The 23,680-nt window shown below is 68.8% G+C and carries 23 protein-coding genes; 10 read left to right on the forward strand and 13 right to left on the reverse strand.

Annotated elements, in window-relative coordinates:
* Positions 1–199 precede the first annotated feature (199 nt).
* The 4 genes from OG246_RS00005 to OG246_RS00020 all read right to left on the reverse strand — a co-directional run bounded on the left by OG246_RS00005 (position 200) and on the right by OG246_RS00020 (position 3,964).
* Entirely contained in the window at positions 200–2,428 is a 2,229-nt protein-coding gene (locus OG246_RS00005; RefSeq protein ID WP_266454074.1) for a UvrD-helicase domain-containing protein, read from the reverse strand.
* Between the two features lie 204 nt (positions 2,429–2,632).
* Positions 2,633–2,947 carry a co-chaperone YbbN gene (locus tag OG246_RS00010; RefSeq protein WP_266463702.1) on the reverse strand — a complete coding sequence of 105 codons (315 nt, stop codon included), beginning with the start codon at positions 2,945–2,947 and terminating at the stop codon, positions 2,633–2,635.
* 14 nt (positions 2,948–2,961) lie between these two features.
* Positions 2,962–3,390, reverse strand: a complete 429-nt coding sequence (locus tag OG246_RS00015) for a MerR family transcriptional regulator (RefSeq protein ID WP_266454075.1) — start codon at positions 3,388–3,390, stop codon at positions 2,962–2,964.
* A gap of 28 nt (positions 3,391–3,418) precedes the next feature.
* Positions 3,419–3,964, reverse strand: a complete 546-nt coding sequence (locus tag OG246_RS00020; protein ID WP_266454077.1) for an Lrp/AsnC family transcriptional regulator — start codon at positions 3,962–3,964, stop codon at positions 3,419–3,421.
* 82 nt (positions 3,965–4,046) lie between these two features.
* Between OG246_RS00020 and OG246_RS00025 the strand changes: the two genes are divergently transcribed.
* The 3 genes from OG246_RS00025 to OG246_RS00035 all read left to right on the forward strand — a co-directional run bounded on the left by OG246_RS00025 (position 4,047) and on the right by OG246_RS00035 (position 6,451).
* Complete coding sequence (locus tag OG246_RS00025) at positions 4,047–4,952, forward strand: NAD-dependent epimerase/dehydratase family protein (protein WP_266454078.1); 906 nt, start codon at positions 4,047–4,049, stop codon at positions 4,950–4,952.
* 1 nt (position 4,953) lies between these two features.
* Entirely contained in the window at positions 4,954–5,844 is an 891-nt protein-coding gene (locus OG246_RS00030; protein ID WP_266454079.1) for an aldo/keto reductase, read from the forward strand.
* Between the two features lie 133 nt (positions 5,845–5,977).
* Positions 5,978–6,451 carry a carboxymuconolactone decarboxylase family protein gene (locus OG246_RS00035; protein WP_266454083.1) on the forward strand — a complete coding sequence of 158 codons (474 nt, stop codon included), beginning with the start codon at positions 5,978–5,980 and terminating at the stop codon, positions 6,449–6,451.
* Between the two features lie 88 nt (positions 6,452–6,539).
* Here the strand turns inward: OG246_RS00035 and OG246_RS00040 are convergent, their stop codons facing one another.
* The 5 genes from OG246_RS00040 to OG246_RS00060 form a co-directional block, all read right to left on the reverse strand.
* Complete coding sequence (locus OG246_RS00040) at positions 6,540–8,045, reverse strand: ATP-binding protein (protein ID WP_266454085.1); 1,506 nt, start codon at positions 8,043–8,045, stop codon at positions 6,540–6,542.
* 128 nt (positions 8,046–8,173) lie between these two features.
* Positions 8,174–8,929: a hypothetical protein gene (locus tag OG246_RS00045; RefSeq protein ID WP_266454086.1), complete on the reverse strand. Its 756-nt coding sequence runs from the start codon at positions 8,927–8,929 to the stop codon at positions 8,174–8,176.
* A gap of 100 nt (positions 8,930–9,029) precedes the next feature.
* Positions 9,030–9,419 (reverse strand): hypothetical protein, encoded by a 390-nt coding sequence (locus tag OG246_RS00050; protein WP_266454087.1) that lies wholly within the window; start codon positions 9,417–9,419, stop codon positions 9,030–9,032.
* A 199-nt stretch (positions 9,420–9,618) separates the two neighbouring features.
* Complete coding sequence (locus tag OG246_RS00055) at positions 9,619–10,335, reverse strand: hypothetical protein (RefSeq protein WP_266454088.1); 717 nt, start codon at positions 10,333–10,335, stop codon at positions 9,619–9,621.
* 412 nt (positions 10,336–10,747) lie between these two features.
* Entirely contained in the window at positions 10,748–11,377 is a 630-nt protein-coding gene (locus OG246_RS00060; protein WP_266454090.1) for a maleylpyruvate isomerase family mycothiol-dependent enzyme, read from the reverse strand.
* Positions 11,378–11,496: 119 nt separating this feature from the next.
* On the opposite strand from OG246_RS00060, the gene OG246_RS00065 reads away from it, so the two are divergent.
* Entirely contained in the window at positions 11,497–11,937 is a 441-nt protein-coding gene (locus OG246_RS00065) for a MarR family winged helix-turn-helix transcriptional regulator (RefSeq protein WP_266454092.1), read from the forward strand.
* 115 nt (positions 11,938–12,052) lie between these two features.
* The gene (locus OG246_RS00070; RefSeq protein WP_266454094.1) at positions 12,053–12,688 is read left to right on the forward strand and encodes a TetR/AcrR family transcriptional regulator; all 636 of its coding nucleotides are present in this window, start codon (positions 12,053–12,055) and stop codon (positions 12,686–12,688) included.
* 129 nt (positions 12,689–12,817) lie between these two features.
* On the opposite strand, the gene OG246_RS00075 is transcribed toward OG246_RS00070, so the two are convergent.
* Positions 12,818–14,239, reverse strand: a complete 1,422-nt coding sequence (locus tag OG246_RS00075) for a cation:dicarboxylase symporter family transporter (protein WP_266463705.1) — start codon at positions 14,237–14,239, stop codon at positions 12,818–12,820.
* 239 nt (positions 14,240–14,478) lie between these two features.
* Between OG246_RS00075 and OG246_RS00080 the strand changes: the two genes are divergently transcribed.
* Positions 14,479–16,188, forward strand: coding sequence for a sensor histidine kinase (locus tag OG246_RS00080; RefSeq protein ID WP_266454096.1), 1,710 nt, complete (start codon positions 14,479–14,481; stop codon positions 16,186–16,188).
* Positions 16,185–16,886, forward strand: coding sequence for a response regulator (locus OG246_RS00085; RefSeq protein WP_266454098.1), 702 nt, complete (start codon positions 16,185–16,187; stop codon positions 16,884–16,886). Before OG246_RS00080 ends, OG246_RS00085 begins: the two co-directional genes overlap by 4 nt.
* 99 nt (positions 16,887–16,985) lie before the next feature.
* On the opposite strand, the gene OG246_RS00090 is transcribed toward OG246_RS00085, so the two are convergent.
* Both OG246_RS00090 and OG246_RS00095 read right to left on the reverse strand, forming a co-directional pair.
* Complete coding sequence (locus OG246_RS00090) at positions 16,986–17,402, reverse strand: hypothetical protein (protein ID WP_266454100.1); 417 nt, start codon at positions 17,400–17,402, stop codon at positions 16,986–16,988.
* A 34-nt stretch (positions 17,403–17,436) separates the two neighbouring features.
* The gene (locus OG246_RS00095; RefSeq protein WP_266454103.1) at positions 17,437–17,997 is read right to left on the reverse strand and encodes a hypothetical protein; all 561 of its coding nucleotides are present in this window, start codon (positions 17,995–17,997) and stop codon (positions 17,437–17,439) included.
* Positions 17,998–18,275: 278 nt separating this feature from the next.
* On the opposite strand from OG246_RS00095, the gene OG246_RS00100 reads away from it, so the two are divergent.
* From OG246_RS00100 to OG246_RS00110, 3 genes are all read left to right on the forward strand, one after another.
* Positions 18,276–19,646 (forward strand): extracellular solute-binding protein, encoded by a 1,371-nt coding sequence (locus tag OG246_RS00100; RefSeq protein WP_266463710.1) that lies wholly within the window; start codon positions 18,276–18,278, stop codon positions 19,644–19,646.
* 125 nt (positions 19,647–19,771) lie between these two features.
* Positions 19,772–20,584 (forward strand): carbohydrate ABC transporter permease, encoded by an 813-nt coding sequence (locus tag OG246_RS00105; RefSeq protein WP_266463713.1) that lies wholly within the window; start codon positions 19,772–19,774, stop codon positions 20,582–20,584.
* Between the two features lies 1 nt (position 20,585).
* Positions 20,586–21,464 carry a carbohydrate ABC transporter permease gene (locus OG246_RS00110; protein WP_266454104.1) on the forward strand — a complete coding sequence of 293 codons (879 nt, stop codon included), beginning with the start codon at positions 20,586–20,588 and terminating at the stop codon, positions 21,462–21,464.
* 21 nt (positions 21,465–21,485) lie between these two features.
* On the opposite strand, the gene OG246_RS00115 is transcribed toward OG246_RS00110, so the two are convergent.
* On the reverse strand, positions 21,486–23,600 hold the full coding sequence (locus OG246_RS00115) for a tetratricopeptide repeat protein (RefSeq protein WP_266454105.1): 2,115 nt from the start codon (positions 23,598–23,600) through the stop codon (positions 21,486–21,488).
* Positions 23,601–23,680: the final 80 nt, after the last annotated feature.

The following is a 23,680-nucleotide window of genomic DNA, read 5'->3' on the forward strand; positions in this document are numbered from 1 at the left end:
TTTTCGCCCCCTCCGCCCCTACCCATTCCCGTCCCTTGGGGGCTCCGCCCCCAAACCCCCGCTCCTCAAACGCCGGAGAGGCTGAACACCTTTAGCCCGTCCGGCGTTTGAGGACGAGGCCGTCCAGGCCGAAGCGGGGGTCTGGGGGCGGCAGCCCCCAGGAACGGGACGGGTAGGGGCGGAGGGGGCGAAAAACCGCCTACACCGCCCCCGCCCCCCTCAACACCCCAGGCAACTCCCCCGTATAAAGCACCCCCACCACCTGCGTAGCCCGAGTCAGCGCCACATACAGATCACTCGTCCCGAACCCCCCGGGCTCAACCACCAACACGGAGTCGAACTCCAACCCCTTGGCCTGCCGAGGATCAAGAAGCACAACCTCACGAGTGAGATCGGGCGCCTCCCCCACCGTCACCCCGTCCAGCCCCCCGGCAAGGGCCCCGTGCAGCCCCCGCGGCGCAATCACCGCAAGCCGCCCCTCCGCAGGCGCCAACTCGGCAACAGCCTTGGCGACAGCGCCCGGGAGGTCATCAGAAACGGCGCGCACCCACGGCCGTACGCCAGTACTCCGCACGGACCGAGGCGGCTCGAACCCAGGATGCTCCGCCCGCAGCACCCCCGCCGCAAGGTCCATGATCTCGGACGGAGTCCGGTAGTTGACGGCGAGCCGGACGTGCTCCCACCGGTCCCCGACGTAGGGAGAGAGGATCCCCTCCCAGGATCCGACCCCACCCGCTTCGGAGGTCTGCGCGGGGTCGCCGACGAGCGTCATCGACCGCGTAGGACTCCGCCGCATCAGCAGCCGCCAGGCCATGGGCGACAGTTCCTGGGCCTCGTCCACGATGATGTGCCCGAACGCCCAGGTCCGGTCACCGGCAGCCCGCTCGGCGGCGCTGCGGTGGTCGTCCTCCTCGTGGCGCTCGGCCATCCGCTCGGCGTCGATGATGTTGTGCGCGGAGAGGACCTCGGAGTCCTCCTCGTCCTTGTCCTCGAACTCGTACGTGCGGGAAGCGTAGGAGACGTCCAACACGCCTTGTGCGTAAGCGATTTGGCTACGCCGTTCCTGGTCGGCGAGGGCCCGGGCCACCCGGTCGTCCTCGCCCAGCAGCTCCGCCGCCTCGTCCAGCAGCGGAACGTCCGCGGTGGTCCACGCGCGCGTGACCTCCCGCCGGATGGCGTCCGCGTCCCCGTCCGGCAGATAGCCGTCGGGCTCGGCGAGGAAGTCGGCGACCACTCGCTGCGGAGTCAGCCGCGGCCACAACTGCTCGATCGCGTCCCAGACTTCGGGGTTCTCGGCCAGCTCGTCACGGATCTGCGTGATGTCGCTCGCGTCGAGGAGGTTCGAGCCGTCGAAGGGATCCGTGCCGATGCGTTCGGCCAGCATGTCGGTGAGGGTGTTGAGGATGTGGCCCTCGAAGTGCTCACGCGCGACGTTGTGCGGCAGTTGGGCCTCGCGGGTGCGCTCGCGGGCGACCCGTACGAGCCCGGCGTCGAGCATGAGGATGTCCCGGTCGTGCTCGATGGCGATGACGGGGTCGGGAAGGGCCTGCCGGTCCCGTACGACGGCGGCGAGCACGTCGGCCATGTCGGCGCGCCCCTTCACGGCAGCCGCTTCGGAGGTGTCCGTGGCGGTCGCCTTCACGCCGGGGAACAGTTCCCCGATCGTCGCGAGGAGCACACCCGTCTCGCCGAGCGAGGGCAGCACCTCGCCGATGTAGCCGAGGAAGGCGGGGTTGGGGCCGACGATCAGGACGGCACGCTTGGCGAGCAACTCCCGGTACTCGTACAGCAGATAGGCGGCACGGTGCAGCGCGACGGCCGTCTTGCCGGTGCCGGGACCGCCCTCGACCACCAGCACACCCTGGTACGGCGCGCGGATGATCTGGTCCTGCTCGGCCTGGATGGTCTGGACGATGTCGCTCATGCGCCCGGTGCGCGCCGAGTTCAGCGCGGCGAGGAGCACCGCGTCGCCGCTCGGGTCCTCGTGCCCGGTGCGCTCGTGGTCGCCGAGGTCGAGGATCTCGTCGTGCAGGTCGGTGACCTGCCGCCCGTCGGTGGTGATGTGCCGGCGTCGGCGCAGGCCCATCGGGGTGTGTCCGGTGGCCAGGTAGAAGGGGCGGGCGACCGGGGCCCGCCAGTCGATGAGGATCGGGGTGTGCTCGGTGTCGTCGGCGCGGATCCCGAGACGGCCGATGTGGTGGCTGACGCCGGAGGTGAGGTCGATACGGCCGAAGCAGAGCGAACCGTCCACGGCGTTCAGCGCGGCCAGCAGCCCCGAGCGTTCGGCGACGAGCACGTCCCGCTCAAGCCGCGCCTGCATGGGCGTGTTGCCCTGCCCGAGCGCGTCCACGACGGAGGCCTCCGTGACACCGCGCAGCGCGTCCACGCGTGTGTACAGCCCGTCGATGAATTCCTGCTCGATCCGCAATTCGTCGTCGGTGAATCCTGTGGTGGAGTCTGTGTTTGAGCCCCTGTTTGACAATTCCACTCCCGGCCCGATATACTCTGCTCAGTGAACTTCTCCGCGATTCAATCCCCTTGAAGTCGCGAACCATTAAATATACGCAAGGAAATCCCCCGAGCGCAATTGCTCGGGGGATTTCTTTTGCGCGGCCGGGTCCGCCGGGCGGACTCACATCACCTCGGACAGCTCCTCCAGAAGCCGCCGCTTCGGCCTGGACCCCACCATCGACTTCACCGGCTCACCACCCCGGAACACCATGAACGTGGGCATCGACAGGACGCCGTACGCCAGCGTGGTCCCCGGATTCCTGTCCACATCCAGCTGTACGACCTTGAGCCGGTCGCCCTCCTCGGCGGCGAGGGCGCTCAGCACCGGCGCCATCTGCCGGCACGGCGGGCACCAGTCGGCCGTGAACTCCACCAGCACGGGCAGCTCCGCCCCGATCACCTCCGCCTCGAAGTCCGCGTCCGTCACCTCGGCCACACCCGCTGCCTTGATCACCGCGTCCGCCCTCCCAGTTCGCATACGGGTTCCGGGCCACCCGGAACCCCTGCGTCGGCCGCCAGCTCGTCACGCGCCCGCTCCGCCCGCGCCAACTGCTCGCCGACCGTCGCGCGCACCGCCACCAACTCGTCGATCACCGCGTCGAGTTCACCGAGCTTGCGCCGGTAGACCTCGAGCGACGCGGGGCACGAGTCGCCCTCCGGGTGCCCGGCCCGCAGACACTCCACGAAGGGCCGCGTCTCCTCCAGGTCGAACCCGAAGTCCTGCAGGGTCCTGATCTGCTGCAGCAGCCGCAGATCGTCCTCGTCGTACGTCCGGTACCCGTTCTCGCCCCGCCGCGCGGGCAGCAGCCCCCGCGACTCGTAGTACCGCAGAGTCCGCGTGGAGGTCCCGGCCCGCGCGGCCAGCTCGCCGATTCGCATACCGCGACGGTAATCCTTGACGCCGACGTCAAGGCAAGGATGTTGTCGGGGGTGTCCCGTGGGCGGGCGGCAGCAGCGGCTTCCGTTCCACCGGGGACGACAGGACGATCGACGTCGTCGTGCGGCCGAGGGCGGAGGTCTGCTCCAGGACGTCCTCCAGGTGGATGGTGTCCTCGACCACGACCTTGAGGATCCAGCAGTCCTCACCGACGACGTGGTGGACCTCGACGACCTCCGGGCGGGCGAGGAGTTCGAGGGTCCTGGGGTGCTTCAGGGTGTAGCCGCCGTGCGGGTTGACGCGGATGAATGCCTGGATGCCGTAGCCGAGGCGGGGCGGCGAGACGTGGGCGCCGTAGCCGGTGACGGCGCCCGTCGACTCCAGGCGCCGGACGCGTTCGGCGACGGCGGCCGGGCTCAGCCGGACGCGGCGGCCCAGCTCACTGAGCTTGATCCGGCCGTCGCTCTGCAGCAGTTCCAGGATCTGCCGGTCCAGCGCATCGAAGGCCGCCGACGTTTCGTTGGCGGCGGCGCGCAGATGCCGTGGTTCCTTCGGTGCCGCGGCCGGAACTCCCATGACTCCCCCTTCAGACCTCACTGTCACCTCGGGAGAATTATGACCACAGCAGCTCAGGGATTGTTTTGCGGGGAGGGACAGCGTGCGCGAGGTATGCGTCATTGGCGGAAACCGGTATTTCGGAAAGCGGGTGATCGCCCGGCTGATTGCCGCCGGAGACCGGGTCACCGTCATCAACCGCGGTTCGTCGCCGCCGCCCCCGGGGGCAATTCACCTCGTCGCCGACCGCAATGACGAGAAGTCCCTGGAAAGCGCGCTGGGTTCGCGTGCGTTCGATGTCGTCATCGACCAGGTCTGCTACACGCCCAGGCAGGCCGAGATCGCGCGACGCGTCTTCGCGGGCCGCACGCAGCGGTACGTCATGACGTCCACCGTCGAGGTGTACGAGTACGAGGACTCGGCGGCCCTCGTGCCCGAGGATGCCGTGGACCCTCGTACGATCGCAGTCGACCTCGAACTCCCCTGGGACGACCCGGAGTTCGTCGACACGCACTACGGCGAGGGCAAGCGGCAGGCCGAGGCGGTCCTCGCGGCCGCCGGCCCCGGGTTTCCGTACGTGGCCGTGCGCGTCGCCCATGTCCTGGGCGGAGACGACGACTTCACCGGCCGCCTGGACCACTACACCGACCGCATCCGCACCGGCGAGCCGATCGCCGTACCCGCCGCGAACCACCCCGCCACCTACATCCACGTCGAGGAGATCGCGGACTTCCTCACCTGGACGGCGGGCGCCGAATTCACCGGTCCGGTGAACGCCGCCTCCCACGGGGTGCTCACCACCGAGGAGTTGTGCGCGGCGGTGGCCGTCCACCTCCCGGAGGGCAGGACGCTCTTCCGGAGTGTCGAGGTCGGGGATGTCTCGCCGTTCTCGTTCGCGCGGTCGTACGGGATGGACAACTCCCGGGCTACGAAGCTCGGTTTCACCTTCGGCGAGGCGCGGGAATGGCTGCCGCGGGCGGTCGCCGAAACACTCGGAGAGGACAACTGACGTGCACTACAGGCTTCTTGGAGACCTCCGCGTCGGCGCGATCGGCCTCGGTGCGATGCCGCTGTCCATCGAGGGCCGCCCGGACGAGGCGCGTGCCGTCGCCACCGTGCACGCCGCCCTCGACGCGGGCGTCACGCTGCTGGACACGGCGGACTCCTACCACCTGCCCGGCGAGGAGCCCGGCCACAACGAACGGCTCGTCGCCCGCGCCCTGGCGACGTACGGCGGCGACACTGCCGACGTACTGGTGACCACGAAGGGCGGGCGCGGCAGACCGGCCGACGGGAGCTGGACGGTGACGGGTTCCCCGCGCCACCTCAAGTCGGCCGCGGAGGCCTCCCTCAAGCGACTCGGCGTGGAGGCGATCGGCCTCTACCAACTCCACAAGCCCGACCCGGCCGTCCCCTTCGAGGACTCGCTCGGCGCCCTGCGCGAACTCCTCGACGAGGGCAAGATCCGCCTCGCCGGAATCTCCAACACGACCGTCGCCCAGATCCAGCAGGCCCACGCGATCCTCGGCGACCGCCTGGCCTCGGTCCAGAACCAGTACTCCCCCGCCGTCCGCGACAGCACCCCCGAACTCCGCCTCTGCGCCGACCTCGGCATCGCCTTCCTTCCCTGGAGCCCCCTCGGCGGCATCTCCCGCAGCTCCCTGGACGGCCCGTCCAACCCGGAGCCCGACCCCCGCTTCAACGCCTTCCACGAACTGGCCCGCGCCTACGGCGTCACCCCCCAACAAATCTGCCTGGCCTGGCTGCTGGCCACCTCACCGACCGTGCTCCCGATCCCCGGCGCCAGCCGCCCGGAGACGATCCGGGACTCCGCAGGAGCGGCGGACCTGGCACTGACACCGGCCGACTTGGCGAGGCTCGACGGGGCGGCGGGGCGCTAGGACCTGGCTGCCGAACGCTCCGGGTCCGAGACGCGCGTCACATTCGCCCATGTCGCCCCCACTCATGTCACAAACCGCCGAGCCGGCCCGTCACAGAGGTGTATCCGCAGGCAATTGCAAGGGAGTGCACACCATGGAAGCTCGGTTGAACCTCTTCACCAACCCGGTCGCAGCCAAGTTCGGGAAGCACATCGTCGCCGCGGGAAGGGTGCTCGCGGACTCGACGGTGCCGGTCTCGACACAGGAACTGGTGAAGCTCCGCGCCAGCCAGATCAACGGCTGCGGCTTCTGCACCGACATGCACACCAAGGACGCCGCACACGCCGGGGAGACCTCGACGCGCCTCAACCTGGTCGCGGCCTGGCGCGAGGCCACGGTGTTCACCGATGCCGAGCGCGCCGCCCTGGAGCTGGCGGAGCAGGGCACCCGCATCGCCGACGCGGCCGGCGGTGTCACGGACGAGGCCTGGGCGAATGCCGCCAAGCACTACGACGAGGAGCAGCTCGCCGCCCTGATGTGCACCATCGCCCTCATCAACGCCTTCAACCGCATGAACGTCATCGTCCAGCAGCCCGCCGGCGACTACCAGCCCGGCCAGTTCGGATAGACGAGAAGCAGCCGACGGCCGGGGCCCTCATGCGGGCTCCGGCCGTTGCTGTTCCCCCGTCCGCCCATCCCTCTGTCCCTCTGTCCCTCTATCCGTCTTCCTGTGCCGACAGGAACTCCTCGACTCCGTCGAGTCCGTCGTCCCCGGAGTCCCGTACCCCCAGCAGCCTCCGCGTCAGTCGGTCCCGGTCGGAGAGCAGCTCGTCGACGGCCGCGCGCAGATCGTCAGGCTCGGTGAACTCCGCCTCCCGCTCCGCGGCGATCAGTACGGCCCGTCGTACGAGCTCTTTGGTGAAGGAGGCCGTCGTGCCGTCCGTGCGGGCGACGATCTCGTCGGTGAGGTCCTTGCCGAGGTCGAGGGAGGAGCCGTACAGGGTGAGGAGGCGGGCGCGGCCCTCGGCGTCCGGGACGGGGATCTCGACGGCGAGGTCGACGCGGCCGGGGCGCTGGACGAGCGCCGGTTCCAGCAGATCGGCCCGGTTGGTGGTGAGCAGGAAGGCGACGTCCGCGTCGTCGCCCAGACCGTCCATCTCGTTCAACACCTGGAAGAGGAGGGGCTGTTCACCGCCCCCGTAGTCGCGGGCCTCGGCGATCAGGTCGCAGTCCTCCAGGACGACGAGCGCGGGCTGGAGCATGCGGGCGAGCGCGCACGCCGGGCCGATGGCGTTGATGCTCGTGCCTGCGAGGACGACGACCGTGAACTCCGGCAGGTGGGAGAGGAGATAGCGGATCGTGTGGGTCTTGCCGGTGCCGGGCGGACCGTACAGGAGAAGGCCGCGACGCAGGTGCTGCCCGGCGGCGAGGAGCCGTTCACGGCGCCGCGCCACCCCCACCACCTGCCGCTCGACTCGCTCCAGCAGCCCGGCCGGCAGCACGATCTCCTCGCGGCTGAGCCCGGGACGGCGGTGGAAGCGGAAGGGGCCGAGACCATGGTCGAAGTCGGAGCCCTCGAAGGAGAGGACCTGCCCTCGGAAGATGTTGTGCTCGCGTACGAGTACGTCGATCTCGGCGAGCAGCCGGTCCGCGAACTCCTTCTCCTGGGCAAGGACTTCGATCTCGACCTTGTTGCGCCCGTACTGGTCCGCCGGGCCGCGCAGCAGCACCGCGAACCGCTCCTCACCCTCCACTCCGAGGTAGAACCCGAAGGACACACAGGCGAGTTCCTCGTCGGGGGAGACCGGCAGATGCGCGTAGTCGACCGCGCCGATCACGAACCGGTTGTAGCGGTCGGCCGATTCAAGGATCTCGCCCAGCGTCAGGTCCCCGTGATGGGAGGAGCCCCGCATGCCGATCAGCTCGTACGAACGCCCGTCCGCCGCGAACCAGCGCTCCAGCGCCAGATGCACATTGGGCAGGTCGTACGGGGCATACGCCGCCTTGACCACCGGCTGGTCCCCGGGCGCGGACCCCAGATGCGCCCGCATCCGCTCGGCGAGGTTGCGATCGTCGCCGTCCCGCCGCTTCGGCCGCGCGACCGCCTCGAGAAACTCCTGGAACAGCTCGGCCACCCGATCGAGCGACAGAGCCGGCCCCGCCCCCTCCGCAGCGACCCGGGCCCTGTACTCCGAACTGCTGATGATCTCGGTCTCACCCATGCTGCCTCCACGCCGTCCCGGCTCACTGAGGCCTCCCAGCGTGGGCCCGAACACGTGGACCAGTCAAAGGATTTGGGCGGGATGTCCCCAAAGGGATGCACGGCGGCGATCCGTCCGCCGGAGACGGCTCAGCCCGCCGTCTTCTCCAGCTTGGCGAGCTGCGCCGTGACGACCTCGTCCGGGACGGTGACCGTCTTCGGGTCCGTCATGTCGACCGTGAAGAACACCGCGAGGGTCGATCCGGACCGTACGACGGTGTACGCGGTCGGGGTGTCCGCACCGAGCATCCCACCGCTCAGTCGGAAGGCCACCGCTTCGTCCCCGGCATCCGGGGTGTCCAAGGACTTCACCGCGGACGCCTTCAGGTCCTCGGTCACCTCGAAGCCGTCCGGGCACCCTTTCACGGAGGCCGCCAGGTCGGCGATGCCCTGATTGGCGTCGGCTTCCTGGTAGGAGGCGAGCAGCACGCTCGTACCCGTACCCGCCGTGTCGCCGGACGTGCCGGACACGGACCGGCCGACGCGGGCCTCGGGAGTGACGCTCAGCGAGAAGAACATCATCATCGACACGGCCGCACACACGTCGTCGTCGGCGTCGATGGGAGGTGCCTCGGTGTCCGTGCTCGCAACCGCCGTGATGTTGTACCCCTCCAGGTCACCTTGCTCCAACTGAGCCTTGGTGAGCTGGGCCTCGGTCAACGGGTCGCTGCCCGTGTCCGCCACCGCCGAGACCGCAGCAGAAGGAGAAGCCGAGGTCGACTCCGTCACCGCGGAACCCTCCGCGCCGGCCCCCAGCTCCGCGGCTCCCTCACTCGAACCGCACCCCGCCACCAGCGCCAACATCACCGATGCCACCGCCGCGCGCCCCCACACATTCCGGACCACGCGCCCCACCCTTTCCCTTGCTCTCTGTCATGCCTACGTACGCAACCGGGCGCCCTACAACGGACGCCCGGCCCACTCGGCTTCGCCTGCTTGCCGGCCCCTAGCCGAGCCGCCCCGCGAACGCGGCCGCATCCCCGTGCCACTTCTTGTGCACCCACAGCCGCTCCCCGGCCAACTCGGTCTGCGCCCACGTACCGGACAGGGCCCCGATCCCCGTGCCCCGCGGCAGCCGCGCGATGACCTTGGTCGGCTTCACACCCCCGAACCGCCCGTACTCCAGCACCACGACACCCCGGTCGGTCACCAGCACCACCCGCCGCGTCGTCAACGCCATGGCAACCGCCGCCCCGACCAGCCCACCGAGGGCACCCCCGAGCGCCCCGAGCCCGCTCTCCGCCCCGGCCGCGACAACCACAACCCGGACCCCGATCAGCCCCGCCAGGAAAAACCCGACCTGCGCCCAGGGATTGATCCCACCCTGCGCCAGCAAGACCCGCTCCACACGCTCACCAGGCTCCAACAAACCCTGCGAACGCTCAATAACTCTGGCCAATATCTTCGGCGCCACGAAATGCCATCCAATCAATCAAAAGCACGTCAGAACAATTGAATGAGAACAGCTCGGGCGCGACTCACGCAACCACCAAAAGGTCACGAATAAATAGCCAAAGACGACACGCAGGAACGGCCTACAACACGCCAAGGAGAAATCGTCGAGCATTCTCTCGACCCGCTGGATCACAAGCCCAGACGGCCCACCGAGACAGTTCATCCCGAGCGAATACATTCGCCCAGGTCTCCCAAATATGTACTCTAAATCCATCACCGAAAAACCAGGCCTCGCTACTGCCGTCAACCTCTTCGGCACGCTGCAAGTTCCGGCATCGCCCACGCACTTCATCCAAAGATTCTGCACCACCGCGACCAGCGACATCCCAGCTCATGCACTCGGAATGGAGCGCATCAGATTCAATCATCCCTTCAACGCTCCCGAAGGCCTTGACATAATCTCCGCCCTCCACCTCAGGGAACATGAAATACACGACGCCATCAAGGTTCACCCACACGCCAAACGGATGCGCGACAGTGTGCTCGATCAAGGACAGAAGGATCCCATCATCCTCTTCATCGAAATCCAAGGACGGGAAGAACCCAATTTCCTCCTCGAACGACCACGAGTCACTCCTGTAACGAAGCCCACCAAAGCGCTGGCCAATCCAAGACGCCCTGAGCACTACCTCTTCAAGCTCTACGCCGAAGCAGGCAGCCGCACTCGCGAAGTCAGCCTGCTCACCAAGGTTCTCGCGCCCCCGTGGAACTCGCGTGGCACGTTCACCAAGGAACGAGGCCGCCCGAGGCGTCATTCCATTCGGATTCTCGAGAATATGCCCCTTCTCGCGTCTCACTACCTTCTCCCTCCAGCGGAAGTAATATCCAGCACATCTATCCCCGCCTGTAGCGCACTATTGATGCATGCGATCTCACTGCACCCGCCACGGGGTGCACCACAGTGTCGAGGAGAGATTTGAGGCCCAGCGCTACTGTCTCATTGCTGGCGCCTCCGGATGTACCTTCAAATATTGCCGAGAGGCCGGAATTTGTGGTTACTTCCAGCTCGCTCACCGTTCCTGGACGCTCCCTCTTTCCAGTCGACTCCTTTAGCCTGGCGACGGACATCCAAGCGCTCCCCCGCCCCTTGAGTGCTGGGATGTGTGGCCCTCGGCTGAGATCCGGCGGCTCCGGCCTTGCGTCACGCAAGACCGGAGCCTCCCCCCAGCCGGAAATGGTCTCGCCGTCCTGGACTTCGAACGGCCCTCTTCAACTACCCGTCGGAACCGCCCCGTTGAGCCGGGGCACCGCCGCCTCCCTACGCCCCGTCAGCAGGAGCAGCAGCGCGGAGACTGGGCCGCTGATCTCCGCGCCCTCGCCCCGGGTCCACTCGATGTCCGTGGCGACGAGCCGGGCGTGCGGGAGGGGCCACGGGCGGGGTGGGAAGCGCATCGTCCATACGCGGTCGGCCGCGTCGCGGGCGGCTTCGAGGGGCATGGTTCGTTCGCGGGCGACGGCGAGGGCGATGTCCTGGCCGTGGACGAGGATGTCGAGGAGTGGTTCGCGGCGGGTGGTGCCGGGGGCGAGGCGTCGGGAGCCGACGGTCGAGCGGAGGTCGGCAAGGATGTCCGCGGGTGGCCGGTCGGCGGCGCGAACGGCGGTGTCGTGGATCATCCGGTCGATGTTGCCGCGGGCGCGGACCAACTCCCGTACGGCCGTCCCGTACGAGATGCGCGGGGCAAGCGTGAGATGCGCGGCGACTTCCCGTACGCGCCAGCCGCCGCACTGGGTCGGCAGCTCCCATTGGGCGGGGCTCAAGCTCTCCAGGAGGTCGGCCAGGCCGGCTCGCTCGCGGTCGATCGTCTGCCAGCGCTCTTCGGTGCCGAGGACTACGCCCATGGGGATCACCGCCTACTCAAAGTGGTAAGCTTCTCTGACCAAATTAGTCAGAGACTCTGACCATTGTCAAGCAGCTCAGGGGCTCAGAGACTCAACGGCTCAAGCAGGGAGTGGCGATCATGGTGGCCGAGAGCGAGCTCAACACGGGGCTGCTCCTGTTCATCCCGTACCGGGCCCTGGAGAACCGTGTCTTCGCCGCGCTCGCCGAGGCGGGCTTCGACGACTTCACGCCCGCCCAGGCCCGGGTCATGCAGCGCATCGGCCCGAACGGCACGCGGCTGACCGAACTCGCCGAGCAGGCCCAGGTCACCAAGCAGACGGCGGGTTTCCTGGTAGATCAGCTGGAGCGGGCGGGGTACGTGAAGCGGGTGCCGGACCCTACCGACAGGCGGGCCCGGCTGGTGTGCGTCGCCGAGCGCGGCCTCGCGGCGATCCCCGTCGCCGAGGGGACGGTCGCCGAGGTCGAGAAGGAGTGGGAAGCTCACCTCGGCAAGCGCCGCATGTCCCAGCTGCGGCAGGCGCTGTCGATGCTGCGGGAGATCACCGACCCTTACGCGTGAGCCCCGTGAGTCGCGTGAGCCGCGCGAGCCGCGCGAGCCCGGTGAACCGTCTCCCCCGTACCAATTGGTGGAGCCCTTGTGGAGGGAGCAAGGGCTTTCCCCCCGGCCGTGCAGAATGGCCGCCATGACCACCCAGATCCCCGGCCGCAGGGAAGCCCCCAGCCGCGCGGATGTGAACCGCCGCCGCATCCTCGACGTCGCGCTCGTCGAGCTGCTGCGTGACCCCGACGCGTCGATGGACCAGATCGCGCGGGCCGCGGGCGTCGTACGGCGGACGGTGTACGGGCATTTCCCGAGCCGTGAGGCGTTGATCTGCACGCTGTTCGACAGCGCGGTGGAGGCGGTGGAGGTGGCGCACGCGGCGGTTCGTGAAGGTGCCGGGGGGCCGGCGGAGTCGCTCGTCCGCTCGACGCTCGCCGTCTGGGAGATCGCCGACCGCTACCGGCTGCTGGTCGCGCTCGCCCAGCGCAGCGTCATGCCCCAGGGCATCCACGAGCGCCTCGCACCCGTACGCGAGGCCAGTGTGGACGTGCTCCGGCGCGGCCTGGAACAGGGCGTCTTCGAGTCCCCGCTGTCCGCGACGGCACTCGCCTACGTACACGAGCAGATGCTGTTCGCCCTCATGGAGGCGGTGAACGACGGTCTGCTGGCAGCGGAAGAGGCGGGCCGCTCCGCCGTGGTCACCATGTTGACCGCGGCGGGCGTACCCGCCTCACACGCCACCGAGCTGGTGGCGAAGCTGAGCGACTGAGGTCGCGACTTCGGGAGACGCACCGAGCGGCCAGGCTACGGGGGGAGGCCTGGCCGCTCGGCGTTCTGGGGAGGGGATGTCCCGGTCCCCGGTTCGCGGGCGCCCGGTTCAGGAGGGCACCCGCGAGGCTTACGCCTTGGCGAGTTCCTTCTCGCCGCCCTGCTCCGGGACCTCGGCGTCGGCCGGAACCGCGCCGTCCTCGTCCTCGTCCAGCAGGGTCTTCTCGTCGAACGGCAGCTCACCGGCGAGGACGCGGTTCACCCGGTCCATGTCGATCTCCTTGGTCCAGGTGCCGATCAGGACGGTGGCGACCGCGTTGCCCGCGAAGTTCGTCAGGGCGCGCGCCTCGCTCATGAAGCGGTCGATGCCGACGATGAGGCCGATGCCGTCCACGAGGGCGGGCTTGTGCGACTGCAGACCGCCGGCCAGGGTCGCGAGACCCGCGCCACTGACGCCCGCGGCGCCCTTGGAGGCGACGAGGAGGAAGAGCAGCAGCGGGATCTGCTCGCCGAGCGACATCGGGGTGCCCAGGGCGTCGGCGATGTAGAGCGAGGCCATGGTCATGTAGATCATGGTGCCGTCGAGGTTGAAGGAGTAGCCGGTCGGGATGGTGATGCCGACCACCGGCTTGCTGACACCGACGTGCTCCATCTTCGCGATGAGCCGCGGGAGGGCGGACTCGGAGGAGGAGGTGGAGAGGATCAGCAGGAACTCACGGCCCAGGTACTTGAAGAGCGTGAGGATGTTCAGGCCCGCGACGACGCGCAGCAGCGTGCCGAGCACGATGAAGACGAAGAGGAAGCAGGTGGCGTAGAAGCCGAGCATCAGGACGGCGAGGCTCTTGAGCGCGTCCAGACCGGCGGAACCGGTGACGGCCGCGATGGCGCCGAAGGCACCGAGCGGGGCCGCCCACATCACCATGGCAAGGATGCGGAAGACGAGCCGCTGGATGTGCTCGACTCCGCGCAGGATGGGCTGTCCGGCCGATCCCATGGCCTGCAGCGCGAACCCGGCGAGCAGCGCCACGAGGAGGGTCTGCAGGACCTGGCCCTCGGTGAACGCGGAGATCATCGTGGTCGGGATGATCGACAGCACGAACTCGACCGGCGGCAGCGCCTCGGCCGACACCTGTCCCTGACCGGCTTCCTTGACCGCGTCGGTCACCTGGAGGCCCGTACCCGGGTCCAGGATGTTGCCGACGACCAGGCCGATGGTGAGAGCCACCAGCGACATGACCAGGAAGTAGCCGAGCGCGATACCGCCGACGGCGCCGACCTTGGCGGCCTTCCGTACCGAGCCGATGCCCAGCACGATCGTGCAGAAGATGATGGGGGAGATCATCATCTTGATGAGGTTCACGAAGCCGGTGCCGATGGGCTTGAGCTCGACCGCGAAGTCGGGAGCGATCAGGCCCACGGCGATACCGAGGATCACGGCGCCGATCACGGCGATGTAGAGATAGTGGGTGCGGTCCCGCTTTGCGGCGGGTGCGGCAGGTGCGGTTTGCGGGGTGCTGGCCACGGCTGCCCTCCTTGACGACGTCGTCGGCATCATCCGGCGTGCGGCTCACGACCGGCGGAAACCCCGGAGTACGGCTCACGTCCGGGGGATCTGGAAGTCGCGCCTACCGGAATCCGGGAGGCGGATTCCCGGCGGGGCCGGGAGACGGGCTCCCGGTGTGTCCGGGAGGCGCACTCCCAGGGGATGCGGTGACTATCTCCCGCCTTGTGAGGGCGGTCACCCTTCCGTTCATTTAGTTCACACTTATACGTAGAGGGAGACTGTTGGACATGCGCTTCCCCCGCGTCCCCAAACCCCGCAGCCTCGCCGGTCAGCTCTTCGGCATGCAGGCCGTGCTGATCGCGGTGCTCGTCGCCGGGTACGCGCTGTTCAGCTACGTCACCGACCGCGGCCAGGCCGAGGACGCGGCGGGCCGCCAGGCCATGGCTGTCGCCGGCGCGGTGGCGGACTCCCCTTCGGTACGCGAGGCGATCCACACCCCCAAGCCGACGAAGACGCTCCAGCCGTACGCCCTCCAGGTCCAGAAGGACACGGGGGTCGACTTCGTCACGATCATGAACACGAACGGCATCCGCTGGACCCACCCCGACGAGACGCTGATAGGGAAGCACTTCCTGGGGCACATCGGTCCGGCGCTGGAGGGCACGCCCTTCACGGAGACGTACACCGGCACCCTCGGCCCGTCCGTCCGCGCGGTCACGCCCATCTGGGACAACGGCAAGATCGTCGGTCTTGTCAGCGCGGGCATCAAGGTCGAGGCGATCAGTGCCCGTGTGCAGGAACAGGTGACGGCGCTACTAGGGGTCGCTGCGGCTGCGCTGGCCCTGGGCGGTCTCGGCACGTACGTCATCAACGCCCGGCTGCGCCGCTCCACCCACGGGATGAACGCGGCCGAGCTGAGCCACATGCACGACTACCACCAGGCCGCGCTGCACGCCGTACGCGAGGGTCTGCTGATGCTGGACGGGCAGTTCAAGGTGGCGCTGATCAACGACGGCGGGCGGGAGCTCCTCGGCGTGAGCGGCGATGTGGTCGGCCGTTCCGTGGCCGAACTCGGGCTGCCCGCACCGCTGACGGGCGCGCTGCTCTCGGCGGAGCCGCGGGTGGACGAGGTCCACCTGACCGCCGAGCGCGTACTCGTCGTGAACACCTCCCCCGTCTCCGGCGGCGAACGCCGCGGCACCGTCGTGACCTTGCGCGACGTGACCGAACTCCAGTCCCTGATGGGCGAGTTGGACTCGGAGCGCGGCTTCACCCTGGCGCTGCGCTCGCAGGCGCACGAGGCCGCGAACCGTCTCCACACGGTGGTGTCGCTCATCGAACTGGACCGTGCCGAGGAGGCCGTCGACTTCGCCACGGCGGAACTGGAACTGGCCCAGACGCTCACCGACCAGGTGGTCGCGGCGGTCAGCGAGCCGGTCCTCGCCGCGCTGCTCCTGGGCAAGGCGGCCCAGGCCAACGAGCGGGGCGTCGAACTGGTGGTGTCCCAGGACAGCGCCATCGACGACGGGCTCCTGCCGGACTCACTCTCCGCCCGCGACCTGGTCACCGTCCTGGGGAATCTCATCGACAACGCGGTCGACGCGGCGCAGGGCACGACGGGGGCACGCGTCACGGTGACGGCGTTCACCGACGCCGACGGGCTGGTGCTGCGGGTCGCCGACACCGGTGCGGGGGTCGCTCCCGCCCACGCGGAAGCCGTCTTCCAGCGCGGCTGGTCGACCAAGCCGTCGGGGCCCGGCGGGCGGGGGCTCGGACTGGCTCTCGTACGGCAGGCCGTGGGCAGGCACGACGGTACGTTGACGGTGACGGAGGCCGCCGGGGGCGGGGCGGAGTTCGAGGCCCGGCTGCCATTGCCTACGGTGTCCTCGGCGGCGAGGGCCGCGGCGCCCGATGCCGAAGCATCCGCCGCGCCGACCCGACAGCAGGACGACCGGCCCGAATCCGCCCAGCCCGCCTTGCCAGGAGGCGACGTATGACGCCCGACCCCAGAGGTACGACGACCGACACCATCCGCGTGCTCGTCGTCGAGGACGACCCGGTCGCCGCCGACGCGCATGTCATGTACGTGGGCCGTGTGCCGGGCTTCACGGCGGTCGGGAAGGCGCACACGGGTGCGGAGGCGCGGCGTGCGCTGGACCGTACGCCGGTGGATCTGCTGTTGCTCGACCTGCATCTGCCGGACGTGCACGGGCTGCAGCTCGCGCGTTCCCTGCGTGCCGCCGGCTATCACGCGGATGTGATCGCGGTGACGTCGGCGAGGGATCTGGCGGTCGTACGGGAGGGTGTGTCGCTCGGGGTCGTCCAGTACGTGCTGAAGCCCTTCACCTTCGCCACCTTGCGGGACCGGCTGATCCGGTACGCGGAGTTCCACGCGGCGGCGGGCGAGGCGAGCGGTCAGGACGAGGTGGACCGCGCCCTGGCCACCCTGCGCGCACCGGGCCCGGCCGCGCTCCCCAAGGGTCTGAGCGCCCCGACCCTCGAGCGCGTCACCGTCGCTCTGCGGGACTGCGCCGAGGGCCTGACCGCGGCCGGGGTCGCCGAGTCGGTCGGCATCTCCCGGATCACGGCCCGGCGGTACCTGGAGCACCTGGTGGAGTCGGGCCGGGCCGCGCGGAGTCCGCAGTACGGGCAGGTGGGGCGGCCGGAGTTGCAGTACCGGTGGGTGAAGGGGTGACCTCGCGGGCGTAGGCGTCAGCCGTCAGCTATCGGGAAGGACGACTGTCCGGCCGTTCACCTTCCCGGCGGGGAAACGCTCGCATGTCCCACCGGGACATCACCGAGCCCGCGAGACCTCAGGCAGCCGAGTGATCGCCGCGAAGGCCAGGAAAGCGGCGAGACTCCCGCACAAGAGGCCGGGGTAGGAGGCCCAGTCGGGATCGGCGGGAGCGGGCACGCCGGTACGCACCAGCCTGCCGACGGCCCAGCCGACCCCGAGCCCGATGACGAAGGCCGGCCAGCGATGCCGCACTCCCTTGATCACGTCGTCCAGCAACGCGAGCACGGTGCCGACCACCACCGGGACAAACCCATCGATCCAGTCGACGGCGATGAACCCCGCCCCCACGACGGCGAAGACGAACCAGCCGCCCACCAGCGGCCCGACCGGGGAGACACGTCGCGGAACCTCACCCGGCAGCCAGAAGAACCGGCGCACACTCTCGACGAAACCGTGCTCCTTGTCGTACGACATCACGCCCCCCGTTGCGATGACCCGCCGCGACGATTCACCTCGTACGGGGTGGACTCACGGCAGCCCCCGAGGGTTGCGCGTACGACACGACCTGGACCCCGAGCCCCACCGCGGCCAGCGCCTCGACAACGGACAACACCAGCAGCCCGTCCGCGACTTGACCACTGCTCCAGTACACGACGAGCCCGGCGAGCGGTACGACGCAGAAGGCGAGCAGGTCGACCCCGCACTGGATGACTTTGCGGGACACTCTGCGCCGGTCGCCGCGATGGGCGGTCTCCCACCCGAAGGCGACCTCGGCATAGGCGAGTTCGGCGAGCCTCGGGCCCAACTCCTCCCTGACATAGGCCCCGATCGCGGAGATCTTCTCGTCGTTGACCAGGTAGGTCCACCCGAGGACGACGCACACGGGCGGAAACGCCAGCAGCATCGACGTCTGCTTGGCCTGTGCGGCCGCGGCGACAACTGCGGCCACCACGGCGAGGGTTACGTACAGCAGGTTGTCCCGGAACCCGATCCGCGCCTTCTGCTCATCCTTGACGACCTGATACTCGGCGAGCAGCAACTGCCCGACGGTGACGTCTTGCTCCGGCACCGGTGCCCCCTTCGATCTGCTCCCAACACACCTTCTGGGTGGGCGACTTGGCAGTACTCGGGAATGTGCCCGACGCGCGACCCGGCACCGGGATCCTCGCCGCCCTCACGCTGGAGTATGCGGGAGGTTGTCCACCACCGGCCGACCGTGGGCGAATAACAACGTTGTCACGTTGATGACATGCACCGTTGCACAGGCATTGACCGTGCTCCAACACCCACCTTAGGTTCACCGAGCAGACAATCTCGGCCACCATCGACGTCGGCCAGCAGGAGGTCCTGCCCGTGCGCCCCACCGCCGCCCCACTTCTCCTCGTCACGCTGCTCACCGCCACCACGCTCACCGCTTGCGGATCGGGTTCCGGCAGCGATCCGGACACCGTGAAGGTCTCGTTCAAACAGTCCACGGACAACTCCATCAAGGTGATGGACACCTATCTGGGCGAGATGAAGAAGCAGTTCGAGAAGGCGAACCCCGGCAAGAAGATAGAGCTCGTCCCGATCAAGGCCCCGGACTCCGAGTACTACACGAAGCTCCAGCAGATGCTGCGGTCACCGAAGACGGCCCCCGACCTGGTCTACGAGGACACCTTCCTCATCAACTCGGACATCACCAGCGGGTACTTGAAGCCCCTCGACACCTACCTCGACAAGTGGGCGGACTGGGACCAGTTCATCGATACGGCCAAGACGGCGGCCAAGGCCGAGGACGGGAAGACGTACGGCGTCCCGGACGGGACGGACACCCGGGGGCTCTGGTTCGACAAGGGCATCTTCGCGAAGGCGGGCCTGCCGAGCGACTGGCAGCCGAAGACGTGGGACGAGGTCCTCGACGCGGCCCGCACGATCAAGGAGAAGGTCCCCGGCGTCACGCCCCTCAACATCTACACGGGCAAGCCGGCCGGTGAAGCCGCCACCATGCAGGGCTTCGAGATGCTGCTGTACGGCACGGGGGACGGCTCCGCGGACCCCCTGTACGACACCGCCTCCAAGAAGTGGATCGCCGGCAGCCAGGCCTTCAAGGACTCTCTCGGCTTCGTCGAGACGGTCTACAAGGAGAAGCTCGGCCTCGACGTCTCCGACGCCCTCGACCCCAACATCGCGACGAGGGTCCGCGGCGAGCTGCTGCCCGAGGGCAAGCTCGGCATCAACCTCGACGGCAGCTGGCTCCCGCAGGACTGGCTGGAGGGCGCGGGCCACGCATGGCCCGAGTGGTCCGAGAAACTCGGCCTCGCCGCCATGCCCACGCAGAACGGCCAGGCCCCCGGCAAGGTGAGCATGTCCGGCGGCTGGACCTGGTCCATCCCGTCCAAGGCCTCCAACCCCGACCTGGCCTTCAAGTTCATCGAGACGATGCAGACCAAGGCGAACGCCCAGAAGTGGTACATCGCCAACTCCGGTATCGCGGTGCGCAAGGACGTCGCCGCCGACCCCGCGTACGTGGACGCGCAGCCCGGCATCAAGTTCTTCACGGACCTGGTCGCGAGCACGCACTACCGGCCCGCGTACCCGGCATACCCGAAGGTCTCGACCGCCATCCAGGAGGCCATGGAGGGCGTGACGACGGGTGACAGTTCGGTGGACAAGGCGGCGAGCGGGTACGACGAGGAGCTGAAGACAGCCACCGACGACCATGTGATCACCAAGTGAGCGTGGATACGCGGGTGGCGCCTCAGGTCCGTCCCCCGGATCCCTCAGGCGCGAAGGTCGCCTCCCCTCGCCGGGGAGGCCTCCGCCGCTCCCTCGTCCGCGCTCTCCCCGTCTCCCCCGCCGTCATCCTCCTGCTCCTCTTCCTCGCGGGCCCGATCGGCTACTGCGCCTACATCGCCTTCACAGACCTGCAGTTGACCGGCCAGGCCCAGTCGTCGTTCGTCGGCTTCGACAACTTCCGGGCGGCGTTCGAGGACGAGGCGTTCCTCAACGCGGTCTGGCTGACGCTGGTGTTCACGGTGTTGTCGTCGCTGGTCGGGCAGAACACGCTGGGGCTTGCCCTGGCCGCACTCATGCAGCGGGCGTCGAAGCCGGTGCGGACGGTGGTGGGCGGGATCGTCGTCACGGCGTGGGTGCTGCCGGAGGTGGTGGCGGGGTTTCTGCTGTACGCGTTCTTCCGGCGGGAGGGGACGCTGAACGCCATCCTCGACTGGCTCCATCTGCCCAGCCAGAACTGGTTGTTCACCTTGCCCATTCTGGCGGTGTCGTTCGCGAATGTGTGGCGGGGTACGGCTTTCTCGATGCTCGTCTATTCAGCCGCGCTGAACGAAATCCCGAAGGAGATAACGGAGGCGGCGGAGGTGGACGGTGCGGGGGGCTGGCGGCGGATGTGGCACATCACGCTGCCGATGATTCGCCGGTCGATCGGTACGAATCTGATGCTCAACACGCTGCAGACGCTCTCTGTCTTCGGGCTGATCTGGGTGATGACCCGGGGCGGGCCGAGCGGCAAGAGCCAGACCCTTCCGCTGTTCATGTACGAGCAGGCATTCCAGAAGAGCATGATCGGGTACGGGACTGCGGTGGCGTTGCTGCTGTTGGTCGTCGGCTCGCTGTTCTCGGTCGTGTATATGCGGCTGCTGCGGACGGAGGTCTGAGATGGCGACACCCGCGGTTCGTACGACCGCTCACCCGACCTTGCGTGCACCTCTCAAGTCCCGCCGCACGAACCGGCGTCTGGCGGCGGATGCCGGGCTCCTCGTCCTGGCCGCCGCGTTCGCGCTGCCGCTGGTCTGGGTGGTCCTGTCCTCGCTGGACCCGCACGCGGGCCTGAAGGTGCAGGTCCCGGACGGCGTCACGCTGGACAACTTCGACGCGGTCCTGACGCCGGACATCACGTTCACGCCGCTGCTCAACAGCCTGATCCTGTGCGGGGGCGGGACGCTGCTGACGGTGGTGTGCTCGACACTGGCCGCGTATCCGCTGTCGCGGTTTCGGTCGCGGCTGAACCGGCCCTTCCTGCTGACCATTCTGTTCGCGACGAGTCTGCCGATCACGGCGATCATGGTGCCGGTGTACGCACTCTTCGTCCAGGTGAACCTGATCGACACCGTGCAGGGCACGATCTTCTTCTTCGCGGCTTCTCAACTTCCTTTTGCTATTTGGCTGATGAAGAACTTCATGGATGGCGTGCCGAAGGAGCTGGAGGAAGCCGCCTGGACGGACGGGGCTTCGTCGCTTCAGTCGCTCGTGCGGATTGTGCTGCCGCTGATGGGGCCGGGGGTGGCTGTGGTGACGGTGTTCTCGTTCGTGATGATGTGGGGGAACTTCTTTGTGCCGTTCATGTTGCTGCTTACGCCGGATCAGATGCCTGCGTCGGTGAGCATCAATGAGTTCTTCGGGAATCGGGGGACTGTGGTTTATGGGCAGTTGGCGGCGTTCTCGATTATTTATTCGACGCCGGTGATTTTGTTGTATGTGTTGGTGGCGAGGCGGTTGGGTGGGGGGTTTGCTTTGGGTGGGGCGGTTAAGGGGTGAGAGGTTGGGCGGGTGTTACTGCTACTGCTCGGCTCGGGTGCGGGCCTGGTCAGCTTTGGCGGTGTCGCCTGCCTGGGCGTAGGCGTCGGCGGCCTGGAGCCAGCAGGCACGGGCCTCGGCGGGACGGCCGGCGGACTCGTGGACGACGGCGAGGTTGTGCAGCACCTGGCCCGTCCCGTACCAGTCCTCGAACTCCCGGAGGACCTCCAACGCCTTGCCGTACCCCTCAACCGCCTCCGCAACCCGGCCCGCCTCCCGCAGGGCGATGCCGAGGTTGCTCCACGCCCCGGCCGCGCCGTGGCGGTCCCCGGCGGCCTGGTTCAGGTCGCGGGCGCGGGTGTGGGCGTCGATCGCCTCCGCCCCCCGACCCGACTCCCGCAGGGCAAGGCCGAGGTTGGTCCAGGCCGCGGCCTCGCCGTGGCGGTCTCCGGCGGCCTGGTAGAGGTCGCGGGCACGGGTGTGCGCCTCGACCGCCTCCGCCACCCGACCCGCCTCCCGCAGGACGATGCCGAGGCCATGCCACGCCCTGGCCTCGCCGTGGCCGTCCCCGGCGGCCTGGTACAGGTCGCGGGCACGGGTGTGCGCCTCGACCGCCTCCGCCCTCCGGCCCACCTCCTCCAGGGCGAGGCCGAGGTTGTTCCACGCGTCGGCCTCGGCCGCGCGGTCCCCCAAACGACCGGCAGCCTCCAGCGCAGCCCGGCCTACAACGACCCAGTCGTCGAAATACCGCCGCCAATCCAGGTAGACCGCCAGACACGCGGCCAGCCGCACCATCGTGTCCGCGAACCGCTCCTGCTCCGCCCACCCCACCACGGCCACCAGACCCGCCCGCTCCCCATCCAGCCACCGCAGTGCCTCGCCCCGCCCCCCGAACCGCTCCGGCACCGGCAACCCCGGTAACCACCGCAGCCAGTCATCCGCCGCATCCGCCCACGCGCAATAGAAGGCCAGCACCCGCTCCCGCGCCGCCTCCCCCTCCTCCACCAGCCGCGCATCCCCCGCCACCACACCCACCCCAAAAGCCCGCACCAAGTCATGCAACCGCCACCGACGGCGCCCGCTCTCCCGCCCCCGCTCGACGAGATGCGCGCGAACCAGGGCCTCCAGGTCCTGCACCGGAGGAGCGCCCGTCCCGACGAGCGCGGCGACTACCTCGTCGCTCGCATCCGGACCCGGCGCCAGTGCCAGCAGACGCAGTACGCGTGCCTGCTCGGGCGGAAGCCGTTTGTACGACAGGTCGAAGACCGCGCGGACGCTGCGCTCGCCGTCGTTGAGATGGCCGAGCAGGTCACGGGACTCGGCGAGTTCGGTGACGAGTTCCCCGACCGGCTTGTCCCGGTCCACCACCAGCAATGCCGTCGCGATCTGGAGGGCCAGCGGCAGGTGCCCGCAGAGAGCGGCAAGTTCCTCGGCTGCCTCGGCGTCATCCGCGACGCGGCTGTCTGTGGGGTGGGCGATCCGCAGGGCGCGGTCGAGGAGGTCGTACGCCTCCCCCGGCGTCAGCTCGTCCAACGCCAGTAGCCGAGCCCCCAGTTGGGGCAGTCGGTCGCGCGAGGTGACCAGTAGTCGGTGGCCCGCGCCACCGCCGGGAAGCAGGGGCCGCACCTGGGCGGGCGAGGACGCGTTGTCGGCCAGGATCAGCACGGGGCCCTTCTCCCGAGCACGGGCGGCGAGGGCCGAACGGTAGAGCGCGGCTCGCGCATCCACCCCGGTCGGGATGTGTTCCGGCTCCGTACTCAGCGCCCTCAGCAACGCCTCCAGAGCCTGGCCGGCCGTGACGGGTTCCTCGTCGTACCCGTGCAGGTCGACGAAGAGCACCCCGCCCGGGAACCAGCCCTTCCCGCGGGCCTCGTGACCCGCCTCGACCGCGAGTGCGGTCTTGCCGATGCCACCGAGCCCGGACACCGCGGCGACCACCACCGCCTCCGGGGCGGCACCGGACGCGGGCGGGTCGAACGCGTCTAGCAGCACCCGCAGTTCACCGTCCCGGCCGGTGAAACCGACTGTCCGTGCAGGGAGGGCGTCCAGCGCGCTGGGCGCAGGCGCGTGCTCGCTGTACTCCTTCTTTGCGGTGAAGGGACCCGTGAACTTCGCTCCCTGGAAGTCGAGATGGTCCCCGCTGTACTCGGTAGTCATCGCGCCGTCCCCCGTACCGCGTTCGAGCCTCGCGTGACATCACGGTACGCCGCACCCCATCACCCCAACACACACTCTGT

The sequence above is a fragment of the Streptomyces sp. NBC_00620 genome (genome assembly GCF_026341825.1).
Lineage (GTDB): Bacteria > Actinomycetota > Actinomycetes > Streptomycetales > Streptomycetaceae > Streptomyces.

Bases quoted from the DNA above. Each gene is read 5' to 3' on its own strand.
- OG246_RS00015 (WP_266454075.1), bottom strand. From the start codon at position 3,390: ATGCGAATCGGCGAGCTGGCCGCGCGGGCCGGGACCTCCACGCGGACT.
- OG246_RS00020 (WP_266454077.1), bottom strand. From the start codon at position 3,964: ATGGGAGTTCCGGCCGCGGCACCGAAGGAACCACGGCATCTGCGCGCC.
- OG246_RS00035 (WP_266454083.1), top strand. From the start codon at position 5,978: ATGGAAGCTCGGTTGAACCTCTTCACCAACCCGGTCGCAGCCAAGTTC.
- OG246_RS00040 (WP_266454085.1), bottom strand. From the start codon at position 8,045: ATGGGTGAGACCGAGATCATCAGCAGTTCGGAGTACAGGGCCCGGGTC.
- OG246_RS00060 (WP_266454090.1), bottom strand. From the start codon at position 11,377: ATGGGCGTAGTCCTCGGCACCGAAGAGCGCTGGCAGACGATCGACCGC.
- OG246_RS00065 (WP_266454092.1), top strand. From the start codon at position 11,497: ATGGTGGCCGAGAGCGAGCTCAACACGGGGCTGCTCCTGTTCATCCCG.
- OG246_RS00070 (WP_266454094.1), top strand. From the start codon at position 12,053: ATGGCCGCCATGACCACCCAGATCCCCGGCCGCAGGGAAGCCCCCAGC.
- OG246_RS00075 (WP_266463705.1), bottom strand. From the start codon at position 14,239: ATGCCGACGACGTCGTCAAGGAGGGCAGCCGTGGCCAGCACCCCGCAA.
- OG246_RS00080 (WP_266454096.1), top strand. From the start codon at position 14,479: ATGCGCTTCCCCCGCGTCCCCAAACCCCGCAGCCTCGCCGGTCAGCTC.
- OG246_RS00085 (WP_266454098.1), top strand. From the start codon at position 16,185: ATGACGCCCGACCCCAGAGGTACGACGACCGACACCATCCGCGTGCTC.
- OG246_RS00090 (WP_266454100.1), bottom strand. From the start codon at position 17,402: ATGTCGTACGACAAGGAGCACGGTTTCGTCGAGAGTGTGCGCCGGTTC.
- OG246_RS00110 (WP_266454104.1), top strand. From the start codon at position 20,586: ATGGCGACACCCGCGGTTCGTACGACCGCTCACCCGACCTTGCGTGCA.
- OG246_RS00115 (WP_266454105.1), bottom strand. From the start codon at position 23,600: ATGACTACCGAGTACAGCGGGGACCATCTCGACTTCCAGGGAGCGAAG.